We start from the raw sequence: 16,728 nt of genomic DNA on the forward strand, positions 1-16,728 counted from the left end.
TTACTGCCCCATGATAGCTTTAGGTTCAAGATACGCTTCCAGCCCGTAAGTGCCAAATTCGCGACCAAGACCAGACTGTTTAAAACCGCCGAACGGCGCGAGCGGTTCATCATAAACGCCGTTGATGAACACGCGCCCCGCGATGAGCTGACTGGCAACGGCCGCCGTGCGTCCAGCATCTTTCCCGCTAACGTAGGCCTGCAGGCCATAAACCGTATCGTTGGCAATCTGCACCGCCTCTGCGTCATCGCGGTAGGTAATCACCGACAGCACCGGGCCAAAAATTTCCTGCTGGGCGATGGTCATGTCGTTGCGCACGTTCACAAACACCGTTGGCTTCACAAAGTAACCGCTTGCCAGCCCTTCGGGACGCCCTTCTCCGCCGCAAAGCAGCTCCGCACCTTCGGCAATCCCCGCGCGAATAAACTCCTGCACGCGCTGATACTGGCGAGCGGTAACGGCCGTGCCGAGCGTAGTTTTTGGATCTCGCGGATCACCCGGTCTCAGGATAGAGAGATGTTTGAGGATCTGCGCTTTCACCTCTTCCAGCTTATTTTCCTGCACCAACAGGCGCGTCCCTGCGATACAGGCCTGTCCGCTGTTCCAGCTCATGACCTGCAGCGCCAGAGGAATGGCGACGTCGAGATCTACATCGTCGAGCAACACGTTCGCCGACTTACCGCCCAGCTCAAGCGTGACGCGCTTAAGGGTTGCGGCTCCGTCGCGGGCGATGGTTTTCCCTACTGCGGTAGAACCTGTAAACGAGATTTTTGCTATGTCCGGGTGGCGGGTGATTTCCGCGCCAACCACATTCCCCAGCCCGGTAACGATGTTAAACACCCCGTTTGGTAACCCTGCCTCATGCAGGCATTCGGCAAACAGCGCCGTCTGACGAGCGCTCAGCTCACTTGGTTTGATGACGGCAGAGCAGCCGGAGGCAATCACCATCGATAGCTTACTGGCGATAAAACCGTAGTTAGCGTTCCAAGGCGTAATTATCCCGACAACGCCCAGCGGTTCCATCACCACTTTCGCCTTCCCGACACGGGTCTCAAATGAGTAATCCTTCAGAAGATCGATAGCCTGCAGGAAGCTGTTGTAAGAGCGCTCCACGGTACTTTGGGCGAAAGCCGCCGGGCACCCGTATTCGTCAACCATAGTTTCAACCAGTTCGGCTTCCCGCGCTTTTACTGCGTCGTGCAGCCGTTGCAACCAAATCACTCTTTGCTGGCGACTGGAGAGGCGCATTTGCGGGAAAGCCGCTTTGGCGGCGGCAATAGCGAGGCGGGTGTCCTCTTCGTCCGCCAGGCGAACCTGGGCAACGGGCTGCTCGCTTACCGGATGAATTAAGGTCAGCACTTCAGTGCCGTGTGGCGTCACGTGCTGACCGTTAATATAAAGAGTGTTGAGGATTTTCATTTTTGCGCTCCAGGGTTATGTCTGACGCCTGAAGTGTCGACGAACAGAGCCGGTTTCCTGTAGCGCAATCCTGTCTGATGATTGCACAATCCTGCAAATCAGGATGACTTTTCGGTCACTGCCTGAAAACGCTTCGCCCGAAGCCAGTCGTAACACCAGTTATAAACCACGGTGTACGGCAGGAAGAACAGGAAGAAGCCTATCTCAATCATCAGCGCCTGCAGCAGCGTAACGTTCAGCATCCACGCGGCAAGCGGCAGGCCAATCAGAATAAACCCGCCCTCGAAGCCCAGGGCGTGAGCAATACGCAGCGGCATGCTGCGCTTGCGTGACGGCGGGTAAAATTGATCGAACCCGGCGTTATAAATAATGTTCCAGACCATCGCCACCGTGGAAAGCATGATAGCCAGCGCCCCCATCTGGAACAGCGGTTTATCCATCAGCCAGGCGGCCGTAGGCGCACAAAGACCGATGGCGATGACTTCGAAGCCGACCGCATGCATGATGCGCTCTGAAAGGCTTCTGCTGTTTTGCAATTTCATTTTGATGACTCCTTTTTCATAAGAACGCCATTATCATCGTAATTATTGATATCATTAAGCTAACAGCCATCGATAAAAGCGATAGTTTATGCGTTACTCACCGGAATCTCTGGAAGCCTTTTTGCAGGCCGTTGAAACGGGCTCGTTTTCGGCCGCCGCGCGCAAGCTGAAAAAAAGCCAGTCAACCATTAGCAGCGCCATTGCCAATCTCGAAGCCGACCTAGGCGTTACGCTGTTTGATCGCCATGCTCGCCAGCCAACGCTCACCGCCCACGGGCAGCGCGTTTTACCTTATGTGCAGGCGATATTTGCCGCCAGCGAGCGGCTGGATGAGATTTCAGTCAGGCTGGCGGATAACGTGGAGCCACGGCTGACCTTTGTGCTGTCGGATATGTGGCAAACGGCCCATCATGAATCTATCCTGCGGCAGTTTTCCGGGCGTTACCCGGACATCGAGTTCGAATGCATGATTGCCGAAGATGAAGACGTGATTGATAGCCTGCAGATTGGCCGCGCCCACGTTGGCGTGCTGCGTGTTCAGGAGAGTTACCCGCCAGATATCACCGTTGCCCGCCTGCAGGTTGGCGCCGAGATGGCCATTTTTATCCACCGGGATCACCCGCTGGCAAAACAGAAAGAGGTCCGAATGGATGAGTTGCATACCGTTCGGCAGCTGGTGCTAAAAACCTTTGTGCGCCCGGGCAACGTGGCTGCCCGCGGCCCCGTCTGGTCGTCTCCCTCTTTACTGCTGCTGCTTGAGATGGCGGAACAGGGGTTTGGCTGGGGCATTTTACCCGGCTGGCTGGTTGAACAGTTCGGGCACGGCGTGCTTACACAGCTCACGGTGGAAGGTTGGCCGCAAAATCTGGATGTGGACGTGGCATGGTCCAACAAAACGCCGCCGGGGCCGGCAGGACGGTGGATGATCGACAGGCTGCGCGAACGACGGTAATAAACAGGCACACAGTTACGGTTGTCACTTTGTCTGCTTCCAGGTTAAAAATATTTCCTTATTCATTCACAGGATCCCTCAGATGAGCGCCACCACCACCCTTTTTGCTATCGCCGCCACCGTAACGCTTGGCGCAATGAGTCCCGGCCCAAGCTTCGTTTATGTCGCCCAGAACGCCGTGGCCCGTTCACGAGCCCATGGCCTGGCGACCGCCTTAGGCACCGGCGTGGGCGCAGCCGCGTTTTCGCTGATGGCGCTCCTTGGGCTGCAGGCTTTCCTGCTGGCGGTGCCGGTGGCTTATACCGGGATCAAGATTGCCGGCGGGCTCTATCTGCTTTGGCTGGCTTATAAAATTATCAAACACTCGCGTGAGCCGCTCCACGTAGGTGCCGTGGGTAAAAGCGATAAAAGCATGATGGCGACGTTTCGCGACGGGGTGTTCACCCAGCTAAGCAACCCAAAAACGGCGGTGGTGTTTGCCAGTATTTTCACCGCGCTGCTGCCGCGGGAAATTCCGGCGTTTTACTATGTTGCTTTGCCGCTGCTGTGCTTTGTGATTGATGCAGGCTGGTATTCCCTGGTAACGCTGGTGCTATCATCCGAAAGACCTCGCAATGCCTACCTGCGCTTTAAAACCACGATCGACCGTTTAGCGGGCGGCGTGATGGGGATTCTGGGGCTGAAGCTGATTTTCTTTTCACGCTAAAAAACAGAAAGCCACCTTACAAGGTGGCTCTTAAGCAGTAACGCTGACCGAGAGGGATCAGTGAATCCCCAACCTGTGCGCGCGAGAGATTTCTTCACGCAGTTCGAGGTGGGTTAAGCCCAGCAGGTCGGCAAACTCCAGCTTTAATTGCTGCAGCCGAATGAGGAATTGCGCGGGAGTTAACTGCTCTTGTTCACGGCGAAGAAATTCAAACGCTAAGGTGGCTGGGGTTATCTCGGTGTCCATGTTAATCCTCTGTTTGGTTAGCAAATCGACACTATTGTATCATTAATGAGCTGCGCAAAAAACAGCCAGGGAGGGATTTCTGGCGCACAGACTCTTTACCTAAATAACAACATCAGGACTGAGACATGTTTTCTAAGCATTATGAAGTGGATGAAAGCCATATTGATTTTCAGGGCGTGGTAGACGGCCTGTACTATCCGTTTTACATGGAGTGGACACGGCACGCCTACATGCGTGAAGCGTTGGGCATTGATATCGAAGAAGAGTTTCGCCAGGGCAAGCTCTACATGGTGCTGGAGTACTCGCTGCGATTTCGCAAGAGCCTGCAGAAAGGCGACAACGTCGAGGTCACCTGCCAGCTGGAGCGCAATGAAAAGCGCAACCGCGTCAACTTTGCCCAGCAGATCAAAGTCGACGGCGTGGTTTACGCCGAAGCCACTTTTGTCGCCACCTGCCTTGCGAACGGCCGCCCTTCGATGCCGGAAGCGGTGATGAACGCGCTGGAAAACCTTTAAATGTTATTCGCGAAGGGCAAACCCGCCCTTCGTTATTCCCCTTCACTTCCCCCCAACCTCCCCCCCAAACATAAGTATCTTTGCTTATTTATGGTGATTCCACGCCCCCGTTCCTGCTACCCTTTACCAAAAAATCAGTAAGTTTCAGGAATACCGCTATGCAAGAATTTACCCGGCCGGTTTTACAGCTGCCCAATAACGAAAAGAAGCTTCTGCTGCACTCCTGCTGCGCCCCCTGCTCGGGCGAAGTGATGGAGGCCATCCACGCGTCCGGCATCGAATACACCGTGTTCTTCTACAACCCCAATATTCATCCGCAGAAAGAGTATCTGCTGCGCAAGGACGAAAACATTCGCTTCGCGGAACAGCACGGCGTGCCGTTTATCGACGCGGATTACGATACAGACAACTGGTTTGAGCGTGCGAAGGGAATGGAATGGGAGCCTGAGCGCGGCGTCAGATGCACCATGTGCTTTGATATGCGCTTTGAGCGCACGGCGCTGTACGCCCACGAAAACGGGTTTAACGTCATCAGCAGTTCGCTGGGCATTTCGCGCTGGAAAAACATGCAGCAGATTAACGACTGCGGGCACCGCGCCGCCGCGCCTTATGAAGGGATGAGCTACTGGGACTACAACTGGCGTAAACAGGGTGGCTCCGCGCGCATGATCGAAATCAGCAAGCGCGAACAGTTCTACCAGCAAGAGTACTGCGGCTGCGTCTATTCCCTGCGAGATACCAACCTGCACCGTAAAGCCAATGACCGCCCGCTGATTAAGATTGGCAAGCTTTTCTACGGTAAGGATGAGGAGCCAACACAGGGCTAACCTGCTGAATGGCTGACACATTATTGCATCATTAAACGGTTGCCCTGCCAGCGGGCAGCTGTTTTAATCCCTCCTTTTGATTATCACGGCAGGGAATGATGCAGACTCAAACCAACGCTGGCGCCAGCGCCTATAACCCCATTACCCTTAAACTGTATGACTGGTGGGTGCTGAAGATCTCAAATCAGTACGCCTGGCGTTGCCCGACGGAAACTGTTCTGCTCCCTCACTTCATCTCCCACGCTGGCCACCAGCACCTGGACATCGGTGTTGGAACCGGCTTCTACCTGCCGCATTTGCCCGCTACGGTTGAGCTTTCCCTGATGGATATGAATGCCAGCAGCCTGCAGGCCGCCTCGGCAAAAGCGGGCAATCGAATTAAACAAACCCTGCAGCACGATGTTTTTGAAACGCTTCCTCAGAGCTGGCACGGGCGCTTTGACTCGATCTCGCTTTTCTATCTGCTGCACTGCCTGCCGGGTTCGCTGAATGACAAAGCACAGGCGATAAACAACATTTCCCGGGCGCTCAAAAAAGAAGGCACGCTGTTTGGCGCGACCATTCTGGGCGAAGGTGTGGCGCACAACGCTTTCGGCAGTAAGCTGATGAACATTTATAACAAGAAAGGGATTTTTTCTAATCGCACGGACTCCGCAGAGCAGCTAAAGGCGGTTCTGGCGGCGAGATTCGAACAGGTGGAAGTAAAAACCGAAGGAGTCGTCGCGTTATTTACGGCGAGTAAACTTCTTTATTAAGGTGAAAATCCGGGAGCCTGCCGACATCGATCAGGCCCCGTAATTATTCATTTTAACCCAGAAGTACCCTGCATTTTCCCGGACAGGTTTAAAATTTATAGCCATCCTCCCTCGGGCTTGCACGGATATATTCTTCTTGATTTTTAAAGCATTTAACGCAAATCAGTGCTTTACAGTTTGCGTTAAGTGCGATTTCAAAACGGCTACATAAATGAGAGCGCTATCTTCGGATTATTCTTCCGCCAGCCCACGATTCTTCAGCATCGGCTCGCTGCGCGGTTCGTGCCCTCGCCAGTCGCGATATAACGCCTCGAGATCGCTGCTGTTGCCGCGTGAAAGAATCGCGTCCCGGAAGCGCTGGCCGTTTTCCGCCGTTAAGCCTCCCTGCTCGACAAACCACTGATAGCCGTCATCCGCCAGCATTTGCGTCCAGATATAGGCGTAATAACCCGCCGCGTAGCCGCCGCCAAAGATATGGGCAAAGTAGCTGCTACGATAGCGCGGCGGTACTTCGGCCAGATCAATGTGCTCTCTGCGGAGCGCTTCAGCTTCGAAACGCGACACGTCGTCAATCTCGGCATCGGGCCCAAGACTATGCCAGTTCATATCCAGCAGCGCCGCCGCCAGCAATTCAGTCATGTCGTAGCCTTTGTTGAACTGCGCGGAGCGGAACAGCTTGCTGCGCAGCGACTCCGGCATCGGCTCACCTGTCTGATAGTGGCGGGCGTAATTGGCGAAGACTTCAGGATGGCTAGCCCAGTGTTCATTAATCTGCGACGGAAACTCCACAAAATCTCGCGGCGTGCTGGTTCCTGAAAGGCTCGCATAACGCTGAGTGGCGAAGAGACCGTGCAGCGTATGGCCGAACTCGTGGAACAGCGTGATGACATCGTCCCACGAAATCAGTGGAGCCTGGCCAGAGGCGGGTTTGGTATAGTTACAGACGTTGTAGATAACCGGCATCGCGTCAAGCAGCGTCGACTGGTCGACAAAATTCCCCATCCACGCCCCGCCGCTTTTGCTGTCCCTGGCGAAGAAATCACCGTAGAACAGCGCCATACCGCGCCCGTCTTTGTCGAAGATTTCCCATGTGCGCACGTCCGGGTGGTAAGTCGGAATGTCAAACCGCTCAACAAAACTCAGGCCAAACAGCCGGCTGGCGGCCCAGAAGACGCCGTTGGTCAGCACGCCGTTGAGTTCAAAGTAGGGTTTAATTTGCCCCTCATCGAGGTCGTACTTAGCGCTACGCACCTGCTCGGCATAGTACTGCCAGTCCCAGGCCGCGGCACGGAAGCCTCCATTTTGAGCATCAATGACCTCCTGAATGTCTTTCAGTTCGCGGCGTGCGCGCCCGGTTGCGGCAGGGACGATATTTCGCATAAAGCGCAGCGCCGCTTCGGGAGTTTTCGCCATCTGGTCGGCCATTTTCCATGCTGCATAGTTTTCAAAGCCTAAAAGCTGAGCCTGAGCGGCTCGCAGCGTAGCAAGGCGGGCGACAATGGCGCGCGTATCATTGGCATCGTTGCGCTGAGCGCGCGTCCAGCCGGCCTCAAACAATGCTTCACGGGTTGCCCGATTGCTCAGGCTTTGCAGCGCTGGCTGCTGGGTAAAATTGAGCAGCGGGAGTAGCCACTTGCCCTCCAGCCCTTTGTCGGCAGCAGCCTGTGCCGCCGCAGCAATTTCCGCGCTGGTTAAGCCCTTGAGCGCCTCAACGTTGTCAACAACCAGCCCACCGGCCTTATCCGCCGCATGGAGGCGATTGTTAAACTGGCTGGTCAGCTGCGCGCTCTCCTTGTTCAGGGCCTTCAGGCGGATTTTATCCTGCTCGCCCAGCGTGGCGCCGGCCAGCTTGAAGTATTGCCAGGTAATCTCCACGAGGCGCAGGGACTCCGCGTCAAGGTCCAGCCCGTGACGCTGCTCATAAACGCTATTAAGGCGAGCGAACAAGGTATCGTTGAGGCGAATTTCATCCGACAGCTCGGCCAACTCAGTGGAAAACTCTTCATCCAGCTGCTGGAGGAGATCATTTGTGTGGGCCGAGGTCATCGCGTAGAACACGGTGGTGACACGCCCCAGCATCGCCCCCGTTTTTTCCAGCGCCAGGTAGGTATTTTCGAATGTTGGAGCCGCCGGGTTACAGGCGATAGCGGCAACTTCTTCCCGCTTGATTCGCTTACCTTCGTCAAAGGCCGGGCGATAATGGTCGTTGGTTATCTCATCAAAATGCGGCGCCTGATAAGGCAGTAAGCTTGGCTGGAAAAACGGGTTGCTGTGCGACATCCTCTACTCCCGGTAACCTGAAATGTGGATCTGTTATAACGCATTTCGACACGTTTCTTAAAAGAAAACTAAGATTACCGTGGCCCGTTAGCGTGCTAAGGTAGTGCAGGACAAAAGCGTTGAGGAACAGAGAGATGATTGTACTGGTTACGGGTGCTACCGCGGGCTTTGGCGAAAGCATTACCCGCCGTTTTGTTAACAATGGCCACAAGGTCATTGCCACCGGCCGCCGTCAGGAACGCCTGCTCGAGCTTAAAGAAGAGCTGGGCGACAGCCTGCTTACCCTGCAGCTGGACGTGCGCAATCGCGCAGCAATAGAAGAAGCGCTGGCAAGCCTGCCCGCTGAATGGCAGCAGATTGATATCCTGGTCAATAATGCCGGGCTGGCGCTGGGCATGGAGCCTGCGCACAAAGCCAACGTCGACGACTGGGAAAATATGATCGATACCAACAACAAGGGCCTCGTCTATATGACCCGCGCCGTGTTGCCTGGCATGGTTGAGCGCAATCGCGGCCATATTATTAACATCGGCTCTACGGCGGGCAGCTGGCCTTACGCCGGCGGCAACGTTTATGGCGCGACAAAAGCGTTTGTGCGTCAGTTCAGCCTAAACCTGCGTACAGACCTGCACAAAACAGCCGTTCGTGTCACCGACATCGAGCCGGGCCTGGTGGGCGGCACCGAGTTTTCCAACGTGCGTTTTAAAGGCGACGATGACAAAGCCGGAAAAACCTATGAAAACGCCAACGCGCTGACGCCGGAAGATGTTACCGAGGCGGTCTGGTGGGTGGCAACGCTGCCGAAACACGTCAACATCAACACCCTGGAAATGATGCCGGTTAGCCAGACGTTTGCCGGGCTAAGCGTACACCGCGAAGGGTAATTACCCTGCTACCCGGAGCGCTGCTCCGGGTATAGGTGTTAGCGTAATTCGATGTTAAATTTGCAGCAAGCCTTTGAAGATAAGAAGAACGCATGCCACTTTCCAGCGAGATCAATGCCACTCAGCCGGTAAACCAGCAAATCTACCGTATCCTGCGACTCGAGATAGTGCGTTGCTTGATTCCACCGGGTACGCCGCTTTCCGAGAAAGAAGTTTCGCTGCGTTTTAATGTTTCCAGGCAGCCGGTGCGTGAAGCCTTTATCAAACTTTCCGATACGGGCCTGGTGCAAATTCGCCCCCAGCGAGGTACCTGGGTCAGTAAGATCTCGGTCAGCCATGTGATAAATGGCGGTTTTGTTCGCGAGGCCATTGAGCGTGCCGTAGCGAAACGCGCCGTCGGGAAAATAACAAATACCGATCTGTATACGCTGGAACATATACTCAACCAGCAGCGCATCGCCATCGACGAAGGCCAGACAGACGACTTTTTCCAGCTGGACGATAAATTTCATCAGCAGTTGGCGCTCATCGCCGACTGTAGTCTGGCCTGGGATACCGTTGAAAACATCAAGGCCACGATGGACCGGGTTCGATATATGAGCCTCGATCACGTTTCCCCTCCGGAGATGCTGCTTAAGCAACATCTCGATATTTTCAATGCGCTGAAGGCCCATGATGAAAAGCTGGTTGACGCTGCCATGCATCATCATCTTCATGAGATCAGCCAGTCTATATTGCAAATTCAGCAGGAAAACAGGGATTGGTTTAGCGAGGAATAGCCTAATCACTGAAATCTGAACCGGCGTATCCCCCACCTATACCGCCATTGGTCGCTCACTCGATTCGGTCCCGCACGATAAAGAGGTAGCAGAGAGCACCGATAAAGGTCACACAGGCCGCTATCACCAACGCCATATTAAAAGAGTTGGTCTTGTCAACGATCCAGCCGGTGACAATCGGCGCAAACGACGCAAAAATAAAACTACCAAAATTTTGTATCGCCGCTACGGAAGCCACTTTGGTTTCTGTCACCAGAACCTGAACCAGCCCCCAGGCCGAAGTCCCGGCGAAATGAACGCAAAACAGCGCCATGGAAATAAATGCTACTGCCTGCATGGGCGTCGATGACTGTACAACCAGCAGCGTACCGAGCGCGGAGAGAACCAAGCCGGTTACGATTGCAGCCTTACGCGTTTTTGCCAGATCATAACCGCGCTTGGCAAAGGCATCGACCACAATACCATTTATCCACATCCCCACGGCCGCCGCTAAAAATGGAATTGCCGCGACCCATCCCGTTTTTGCCAGGCTAAAACCCTGCTCCGCCTGTAAATATCCCGGTAGCCAGGCAATATATAACCATCCGGTATAATTCACGCCTGAAAAACCGAGGATCATTCCCCATGTCGTACGGAATTTAAATAAGGCTAACCATTCGTTGAATCCAGGCTTTGGACGGGAGGTAACGGGGGCAGACAAATACTCTCTTTCATTATCATCTAATGCAAACTGTGCCCGATTACGATACCAGGCATACCAAAAAATACCGACCACTATCCCGGCAAGACCGATGGTCACAAACATCGTCCGCCATCCCCAGGCAAGCTGCATGACGACGAGCACGGGAGGCGCTATTGCCTGCCCAATTACCGTTGATGAGTTAAAAATACCGAGCGCCGTTCCTCGCTCTTTTTGCACATACCAGTCGCTAATTGACTTAACTCCGGCGGGCATAAATGGCGCTTCGCCGACGCCCAGGCCAATACGCAGCAGAATAAAATGGCTAAATGAGTTCACCAGCCCGGTAGCGGCCTGCATCGCTGACCAAAAAATCAACCCGGCACCAAGCACGATGCGCGGACCAAAACGGTCAAGCAAAATTCCTGATGGCAGCTGTGATAAACCATATGAAAGTGAGAAGGCGGAGAGCAAGACCCCGAACTCCGTGGCCGACAGCCCAAGCTCGCCGCGAATAGCTTCCCCTGCAACGCTCAATGATGAACGGTCTAAAAAATTCACGATCCCCGCAATAAAAAGCAGCACCAGCGTCACGGTTTGTATGCGGCGTATCCTTGCTGGCTTATCTATTATTACTTCTTTTGTTAAGGTCTGTTCCATAACGGTCTCCGGAAGCAAAAAACAGTTAATGAGTTAACGCGGAATAAAATATTGGCAGCGTGCGGAAATAGAAAAATGACGCCTGATATAAGGCACATTATTTTTTAATATTTCATTACCAGTTCCAGAGCGTACCGTCTTCAAGACGAGCGACCGGAAGATAAGCTGGCTCATACGGATATTTCGCGGCGAGCCTCTCATCGAAATCAATGCCAAGGCCCGGTGCCTCTCCGGGATGCATAAAGCCGTTGTCGAACGTCCAGCTGTGTGGGAAGACCTCCAGCATTTGGGCGGTGTAGCCCATATACTCCTGGATGCCAAAATTGGGTACCCAGAGATCGAAATGCAGCGCGGCGGCCATGCAGATCGGCGACAGGTCAGACGGGCCGTGGGAACCGGTACGCACCTGGTAGAGCGAGGCAAAATCAGCGATGCGGCGCATGCCGGTTATGCCCCCCGCATGGGTGAGAGTGGTACGGATGTAATCGATAAGTTGCTCTTCGATAAGCTGCTTGCAGTCCCAGATGCTGTTAAACACTTCGCCGACGGCAATCGGGGTTACCGTGTGCTGGCGGATCAGGCGGAAACAGCCCTGGTTTTCAGCCGGGGTCGGATCTTCCATCCAGAACAGGCGGTACTCTTCAATGCTCTTACCAAAGCGCGCAGCTTCGATAGGCGTCAGGCGGTGGTGCATATCGTGCAGCAGGTGTTCATCAAAACCGAACTTCGAGCGCACCGCATCAAACAGCTTTGGCGTAAAGTCGAGGTATTTTTCCGTGGACCACAGCTGTTCCTCAGGCCAGTCTCCCTTGGTCGCGGGTTCATAAGACTGCCCTTTTCCTTTCGCCATCCCATAGGTTGTTTTCATCCCAGGCACGCCACACTGCACGCGAATGGCTTTGAAACCCATATCTTTATGGCGGGCGTAATCTTCCAGTACTTCATCAAGGGTATGGCCGGTAGTGTGGCAGTAAACCATCACGCCTTCGCGCGATGCCCCACCCAACAGCTGGTAAAGCGGCATGCCTGCGGCTTTTGCCTTGATATCCCAGAGAGCCATATCAATGGCTGAGATAGCGGACATAGTGACCGGGCCTCGTCGCCAGTACGCGCCCTTATAGAAGAACTGCCAGATATCTTCGATGCGGTGCGCGTCACGCCCGATAAGTTGCGGACAAAGGTGGTCTTTCAGATAGGAAGCCACCGACAGCTCACGACCATTCAGCGTGGCATCGCCTAGCCCGATTACCCCCTCGTCGGTGGTGATTTTTAACGTAACAAAGTTACGCCCCGGACAGGTTACAAATACCTCAGTCTTTACGATTTTCATGCATTATTTCCTTGCGGCAAATTCCTGCAACGGTAAGTGTTCGAGCCGACGTTACTCTCGCGTCAACTACCATACAAGTATGCAAAAATCGATAATCAAGAATAAGTCACGATTAACACGTGACTTTTTGCAACGATTACATTTGAGATGAGAAGTAATTCAGGAAGGAAAAAGGCAAAAAATCAGGCGCGGCCCCAGCCGGCAACGATGATAAGCATTCCGCAGAAGGCAATGGCCGCCCCGGTCCAGTCATAAATGCTCAGCTTTACGCCGTCCACAACACGCAGCCACAGCAGCGCGGTAACCACATACACGCCGCCGTAGGCGGCATAGACTCGCCCGCTGGCGGCGGGATGCAACGCTAAAAGCCAGACAAAAATCGCCAGCGACAGCGCCGCAGGCAGCAATAACAGCGGAGAACCGTTTCGCTTTAGCCACAACCACGGCAGGAAGCAGCCAATAATCTCCGCCAGCGCGGTGGCAAAAAATAGCAGCGTTGTTTTGATCATATTGTCTTTTCTTCAGTAATAATGGTGCCCACTAACTCTGGCATTAGGCATGAATCAAGCCCAATGATATGATTAGTTCAGGTAAACCTAAAAGGAAATCTTAATGAACTCACTCCTTCGTAAGTCTCTGTCATGGATGCCATTAGCCTTGCTGGGTGCGGCCTTCATGGTTTCTGTACCGGTTCAGGCAGACACCAACGTTGTCGTTGTTCAGGGAGCCGGAAACGGCGTCGGGGGCCAGGAGAACTCGCTCACTCGCCAACGGGCAGCGGAAGAGAAAGAACAGTGGAACGACACACGCACTCTGCGCCAGAAAATCAACCGCCATAACGAAAAAGTCTTCGATCGCGAAGCCGCTCGTGGCGACAAAGACTGGAATAAACTGGATGCCGCTCAGGATACCTTCGACAAATGCCAGCAGAGCACCAATGTGAACGCCTACTGGGAGCCGAACACCCTGCGCTGCCTGGATCGCCGCACCGGCCGAGCCATTAATCCATAATCTTTCCCGTTCAAAAGAGGCTTCTGCTGGCGGAGGCCTCTCCATCATCCGCGCAAGGATTTGCTATGAGTCACGAACTGTCCATCCGACTTCGCCCGCTGGAGCGCGAAGATCTTCGTTTTGTCCATCAGCTGGATAATAACGCCAGCGTAATGCGTTACTGGTTTGAAGAGCCTTATGAAGCCTTCGTTGAGCTTTCCGACCTGTATGACAAACACATCCACGACCAGAGCGAGCGCCGCTTTGTGATCGACTGCGGCGGTGTGAACGCAGGGCTGGTGGAGCTGGTGGAGATAGATCACGTTCATCGTCGCGCTGAATTTCAGATAATCATTACCCCGGAGTTCCAGGGTAAAGGACTCGCCTCCCGCGCAGCCAGGCTGGCGATGGAGTACGGTTTTAGCGTACTCAACCTCTACAAGCTGTACCTGATTGTTGATAAAGAGAATGAGAAAGCGGTACATATCTACAAAAAGCTGGGCTTTATCGTAGAGGGCGAGCTCCTCCATGAGTTCTTCATTAACGGCCAGTACCGCGACGCCATTCGGATGTGCATTTTCCAGCATCAGTTCCTGGCGCAAAAAACGCCTGAAAATACCCTGCTAAAACCTACCGCACAGTAGGGATTGCCCCTCCGGGCACAAGGTGAACGCCTGCCGGGCATGGCGTTCACCGGCCAGCAAATCGCCCCTTGCTACAGTCGCCCCCCACTCTGCTTTTCCCGTTTCGCTTATTTTCCCTTCGAACGCACAGTTTGCCCCGGCAAATCAACCAACAAGAACTAAAATTACCGGGTTGACCTATTTTTCGTTTAAAAGGTAATAACTATCAAATTCGTAGGCCCATCCAGATTTTAATTATTGATCGTACAGACTATCGTTAGCGGGCATACATATAACGGAGAGCAAAATGAGCAATTCTACTGACTTACACGACGCTTCCTCAGCGGGCGCAGGAAAGTGCCCATTTCACCACGGCCAGAGCACGGATATCGCCGGCGAAGGGACCAGCAATCAGGACTGGTGGCCGCATCAGCTGCGCGTCGACCTGTTAAACCAACACTCCAACCGCTCTAACCCGCTGGACAGCAGCTTCAGCTACCGCAAAGAGTTCAGCAAACTCGATTACTACGCCCTGAAAGGCGATATCAAAGCGGTATTAACCGACTCTCAGTCCTGGTGGCCTGCAGACTGGGGCAGCTATATCGGCCTCTTTATCCGTATGGCGTGGCACAGCGCAGGCACCTATCGCTCCCGCGATGGCCGCGGTGGCTCCGGACGCGGTCAACAGCGTTTTGCTCCTTTGAACTCCTGGCCGGACAACGTCAGCCTGGATAAATCCCGCCGCCTGCTGTGGCCCGTTAAACAAAAGTATGGCCAGAAAATTTCCTGGGCTGACCTGATTATTCTTGCCGGTAACGTGGCGCTGGAAAACGCGGGCTTCCGTACCTTTGGCTTCGGTGCCGGTCGTGAAGACGTGTGGGAACCAGACCTCGACGTTAACTGGGGCAGCGAGAAAGAGTGGCTTGAGCACCGCCACCCGGAATCTCTGGCTCAAGCCCCGCTGGGCGCGACTGAAATGGGTCTGATTTACGTTAACCCGGAAGGCCCTGAGCACAGCGGCGACCCACTATCAGCCGCACCAGCCATTCGTGCCACCTTCGGCAACATGGGCATGAACGACGAAGAGATTGTGGCGCTGATTGCCGGCGGCCACACTTTAGGTAAAACCCACGGCTCCGCTGCCGCCACCCACGTGGGTGCCGACCCGGAAGATGCTCCGCTTGAGGCCCAGGGTCTTGGCTGGGCAAACAGCTATAACAGCGGCGTCGGCGCCGATGCCATTACCTCTGGCCTGGAAGTGGTCTGGACGCAAACGCCAACCCAGTGGAGCAACTACTTCTTTGAAAACCTGTTTGGCTACGACTGGGTACAAACCCGCAGCCCGGCAGGCGCCATCCAGTTTGAGGCGACCAACGGCCCGGATATCATCCCGGATCCGTTTGACCCGGCCAAAAAACGCAAACCAACTATGCTGGTAACCGACCTTACGCTGCGCTTCGATCCGGAGTTCGAGAAAATTTCTCGCCGCTTCCTGAACGACCCGCAGGCCTTTAACGAGGCCTTTGCCCGGGCATGGTATAAGCTGACGCACCGCGATATGGGGCCAAAGGCACGTTACATCGGGCCGGAAGTGCCAAAAGAAGATCTGATTTGGCAGGATCCGTTGCCTGAAGCAACGCACGCGCCGTCCAGCGCCGACATCGAAGCGCTGAAGCAGGCGATTGCGGATTCCGGCCTGTCGGTCAGCGAACTGGTCTCCGTTGCGTGGGCATCAGCCTCAACGTTCCGTGGCGGCGACAAACGCGGCGGCGCAAACGGTGCCCGACTGGCTCTGGCTCCGCAGCGCGGCTGGGAAGTCAACGCCGTTGCGGCTCGTGCCCTGCCGGTGCTGGAAGCCATTCAAAAAGCATCCGGTAAAGCGTCTCTGGCCGATGTTATCGTGCTGGCTGGGGTCGTTGGTATCGAAAAAGCCAGCCACAGCAAAGTGCCGTTTACCCCGGGCCGCGTTGACGCTACCCAGGATCAGACCGACATCGAATCCTTTGAGCTGTTGAAACCGGCTGCCGATGGCTTCAGAAACTACCGCCGCATCGCCAATGCCACTTCTACCGAAGCACTGCTGATCGACAAGGCGCAGCAGTTGACGCTGACCGCACCTGAACTTACGGTGCTGATTGGTGGTCTGCGAGCGCTTGGGATTAACTATGACGGAAGCCAGCACGGCGTGCTGACCTCTCGTCCTGGCGAGCTGACTAACGATTTCTTCGTCAACCTGCTGGATATGCGTACCGAGTGGAAAGCCGCTGACGCAAGTTCTGAACTGTTCGAGGGACGCGATCGCCTTAGCGGTGAAGTTAAATACACCGGTACCCGCGCCGATCTGGTCTTTGGCTCTAACGCGGTGCTGCGTTCGCTGGCAGAAGTTTATGCAAGTCAGGATGCAGAAGAGAAATTTACCAAAGACTTTATCGCCGCCTGGACGAAGGTCATGAACCTTGACCGTTTCGACCTGCAGCAATAAGTAAAAGGGAGGCCTTTAGCCTCCCCCTGTTTTAGCGTTATACGGGAAGGTATTATGCC

General features: G+C 54.5%; 17 protein-coding genes. 10 read left to right on the plus strand and 7 right to left on the minus strand.

What is annotated here, in order from left to right; genetic code table 11:
• Both EL098_RS11570 and EL098_RS11575 read right to left on the minus strand, forming a co-directional pair.
• Positions 1 to 1,419 (minus strand): aldehyde dehydrogenase family protein, encoded by a 1,419-nt coding sequence (locus tag EL098_RS11570; RefSeq protein WP_126356345.1) that lies wholly within the window; start codon positions 1,417 to 1,419, stop codon positions 1 to 3.
• 98 nt (positions 1,420 to 1,517) lie between these two features.
• Positions 1,518 to 1,961, minus strand: a complete 444-nt coding sequence (locus EL098_RS11575) for a multidrug/biocide efflux PACE transporter (protein ID WP_126356346.1) — start codon at positions 1,959 to 1,961, stop codon at positions 1,518 to 1,520.
• Positions 1,962 to 2,049: 88 nt separating this feature from the next.
• On the opposite strand from EL098_RS11575, the gene EL098_RS11580 reads away from it, so the two are divergent.
• Both EL098_RS11580 and EL098_RS11585 read left to right on the plus strand, forming a co-directional pair.
• Positions 2,050 to 2,913 carry a LysR family transcriptional regulator gene (locus EL098_RS11580; protein WP_126356347.1) on the plus strand — a complete coding sequence of 288 codons (864 nt, stop codon included), beginning with the start codon at positions 2,050 to 2,052 and terminating at the stop codon, positions 2,911 to 2,913.
• A gap of 82 nt (positions 2,914 to 2,995) precedes the next feature.
• A complete protein-coding gene (locus EL098_RS11585; RefSeq protein WP_126356348.1) occupies positions 2,996 to 3,619 on the plus strand; it encodes a LysE family translocator in 624 nt (207 codons plus the stop codon).
• Between the two features lie 57 nt (positions 3,620 to 3,676).
• Here the strand turns inward: EL098_RS11585 and EL098_RS11590 are convergent, their stop codons facing one another.
• Positions 3,677 to 3,865, minus strand: coding sequence for a YdiH family protein (locus tag EL098_RS11590; RefSeq protein ID WP_126356349.1), 189 nt, complete (start codon positions 3,863 to 3,865; stop codon positions 3,677 to 3,679).
• Positions 3,866 to 3,990: 125 nt separating this feature from the next.
• On the opposite strand from EL098_RS11590, the gene EL098_RS11595 reads away from it, so the two are divergent.
• From EL098_RS11595 to EL098_RS11605, 3 genes are all read left to right on the plus strand, one after another.
• The gene (locus EL098_RS11595; RefSeq protein ID WP_126356350.1) at positions 3,991 to 4,380 is read left to right on the plus strand and encodes an acyl-CoA thioesterase; all 390 of its coding nucleotides are present in this window, start codon (positions 3,991 to 3,993) and stop codon (positions 4,378 to 4,380) included.
• Positions 4,381 to 4,538: 158 nt separating this feature from the next.
• Entirely contained in the window at positions 4,539 to 5,207 is a 669-nt protein-coding gene (locus EL098_RS11600) for an epoxyqueuosine reductase QueH (protein WP_126356351.1), read from the plus strand.
• Between the two features lie 98 nt (positions 5,208 to 5,305).
• Positions 5,306 to 5,962 (plus strand): class I SAM-dependent methyltransferase, encoded by a 657-nt coding sequence (locus tag EL098_RS11605; RefSeq protein ID WP_408609129.1) that lies wholly within the window; start codon positions 5,306 to 5,308, stop codon positions 5,960 to 5,962.
• A 231-nt stretch (positions 5,963 to 6,193) separates the two neighbouring features.
• Here EL098_RS11605 and dcp read toward each other — a convergent pair whose 3' ends face one another.
• Complete coding sequence (gene dcp / locus EL098_RS11610) at positions 6,194 to 8,242, minus strand: peptidyl-dipeptidase Dcp (protein WP_126356353.1); 2,049 nt, start codon at positions 8,240 to 8,242, stop codon at positions 6,194 to 6,196.
• 134 nt (positions 8,243 to 8,376) lie between these two features.
• Between dcp and ydfG the strand changes: the two genes are divergently transcribed.
• Together ydfG and EL098_RS11620 are read left to right on the plus strand one after the other, a co-directional pair.
• Positions 8,377 to 9,126: a bifunctional NADP-dependent 3-hydroxy acid dehydrogenase/3-hydroxypropionate dehydrogenase YdfG gene (gene ydfG / locus EL098_RS11615; protein ID WP_126356354.1), complete on the plus strand. Its 750-nt coding sequence runs from the start codon at positions 8,377 to 8,379 to the stop codon at positions 9,124 to 9,126.
• Between the two features lie 92 nt (positions 9,127 to 9,218).
• Positions 9,219 to 9,905 (plus strand): GntR family transcriptional regulator, encoded by a 687-nt coding sequence (locus tag EL098_RS11620; RefSeq protein WP_126356355.1) that lies wholly within the window; start codon positions 9,219 to 9,221, stop codon positions 9,903 to 9,905.
• Positions 9,906 to 9,960: 55 nt separating this feature from the next.
• Here the strand turns inward: EL098_RS11620 and EL098_RS11625 are convergent, their stop codons facing one another.
• From EL098_RS11625 to EL098_RS11635, 3 genes are all read right to left on the minus strand, one after another.
• Positions 9,961 to 11,244, minus strand: coding sequence for an MFS transporter (locus EL098_RS11625; RefSeq protein WP_126356356.1), 1,284 nt, complete (start codon positions 11,242 to 11,244; stop codon positions 9,961 to 9,963).
• Positions 11,245 to 11,359: 115 nt separating this feature from the next.
• Positions 11,360 to 12,574, minus strand: coding sequence for a D-mannonate dehydratase ManD (manD, locus tag EL098_RS11630; protein WP_126356357.1), 1,215 nt, complete (start codon positions 12,572 to 12,574; stop codon positions 11,360 to 11,362).
• Between the two features lie 182 nt (positions 12,575 to 12,756).
• Positions 12,757 to 13,083: a YnfA family protein gene (locus EL098_RS11635; RefSeq protein ID WP_126356358.1), complete on the minus strand. Its 327-nt coding sequence runs from the start codon at positions 13,081 to 13,083 to the stop codon at positions 12,757 to 12,759.
• A 103-nt stretch (positions 13,084 to 13,186) separates the two neighbouring features.
• Here EL098_RS11635 and EL098_RS11640 point away from each other — a divergent pair, with 103 nt between their 5' ends.
• From EL098_RS11640 to katG, 3 genes are all read left to right on the plus strand, one after another.
• Positions 13,187 to 13,585: a DUF1283 domain-containing protein gene (locus EL098_RS11640; RefSeq protein ID WP_126356359.1), complete on the plus strand. Its 399-nt coding sequence runs from the start codon at positions 13,187 to 13,189 to the stop codon at positions 13,583 to 13,585.
• A 65-nt stretch (positions 13,586 to 13,650) separates the two neighbouring features.
• Entirely contained in the window at positions 13,651 to 14,208 is a 558-nt protein-coding gene (gene speG / locus EL098_RS11645) for a spermidine N1-acetyltransferase (protein ID WP_126356360.1), read from the plus strand.
• A gap of 286 nt (positions 14,209 to 14,494) precedes the next feature.
• Positions 14,495 to 16,669, plus strand: a complete 2,175-nt coding sequence (katG, locus tag EL098_RS11650) for a catalase/peroxidase HPI (protein WP_126356361.1) — start codon at positions 14,495 to 14,497, stop codon at positions 16,667 to 16,669.
• Positions 16,670 to 16,728: the final 59 nt, after the last annotated feature.

This window comes from Cedecea lapagei (assembly GCF_900635955.1).
Lineage (GTDB): Bacteria > Pseudomonadota > Gammaproteobacteria > Enterobacterales > Enterobacteriaceae > Cedecea > Cedecea lapagei.

Coding starts and splice junctions, on each gene's coding strand:
- ydfG (WP_126356354.1), top strand. CDS start 8,377: ATGATTGTACTGGTTACGGGTGCTACCGCGGGCTTTGGCGAAAGCATT.
- EL098_RS11595 (WP_126356350.1), top strand. CDS start 3,991: ATGTTTTCTAAGCATTATGAAGTGGATGAAAGCCATATTGATTTTCAG.
- EL098_RS11570 (WP_126356345.1), bottom strand. CDS start 1,419: ATGAAAATCCTCAACACTCTTTATATTAACGGTCAGCACGTGACGCCA.
- EL098_RS11620 (WP_126356355.1), top strand. CDS start 9,219: ATGCCACTTTCCAGCGAGATCAATGCCACTCAGCCGGTAAACCAGCAA.
- EL098_RS11590 (WP_126356349.1), bottom strand. CDS start 3,865: ATGGACACCGAGATAACCCCAGCCACCTTAGCGTTTGAATTTCTTCGC.
- EL098_RS11635 (WP_126356358.1), bottom strand. CDS start 13,083: ATGATCAAAACAACGCTGCTATTTTTTGCCACCGCGCTGGCGGAGATT.
- manD (WP_126356357.1), bottom strand. CDS start 12,574: ATGAAAATCGTAAAGACTGAGGTATTTGTAACCTGTCCGGGGCGTAAC.
- EL098_RS11580 (WP_126356347.1), top strand. CDS start 2,050: ATGCGTTACTCACCGGAATCTCTGGAAGCCTTTTTGCAGGCCGTTGAA.
- EL098_RS11575 (WP_126356346.1), bottom strand. CDS start 1,961: ATGAAATTGCAAAACAGCAGAAGCCTTTCAGAGCGCATCATGCATGCG.
- EL098_RS11600 (WP_126356351.1), top strand. CDS start 4,539: ATGCAAGAATTTACCCGGCCGGTTTTACAGCTGCCCAATAACGAAAAG.
- speG (WP_126356360.1), top strand. CDS start 13,651: ATGAGTCACGAACTGTCCATCCGACTTCGCCCGCTGGAGCGCGAAGAT.
- EL098_RS11585 (WP_126356348.1), top strand. CDS start 2,996: ATGAGCGCCACCACCACCCTTTTTGCTATCGCCGCCACCGTAACGCTT.
- katG (WP_126356361.1), top strand. CDS start 14,495: ATGAGCAATTCTACTGACTTACACGACGCTTCCTCAGCGGGCGCAGGA.
- EL098_RS11605 (WP_408609129.1), top strand. CDS start 5,306: ATGCAGACTCAAACCAACGCTGGCGCCAGCGCCTATAACCCCATTACC.
- EL098_RS11640 (WP_126356359.1), top strand. CDS start 13,187: ATGAACTCACTCCTTCGTAAGTCTCTGTCATGGATGCCATTAGCCTTG.
- EL098_RS11625 (WP_126356356.1), bottom strand. CDS start 11,244: ATGGAACAGACCTTAACAAAAGAAGTAATAATAGATAAGCCAGCAAGG.
- dcp (WP_126356353.1), bottom strand. CDS start 8,242: ATGTCGCACAGCAACCCGTTTTTCCAGCCAAGCTTACTGCCTTATCAG.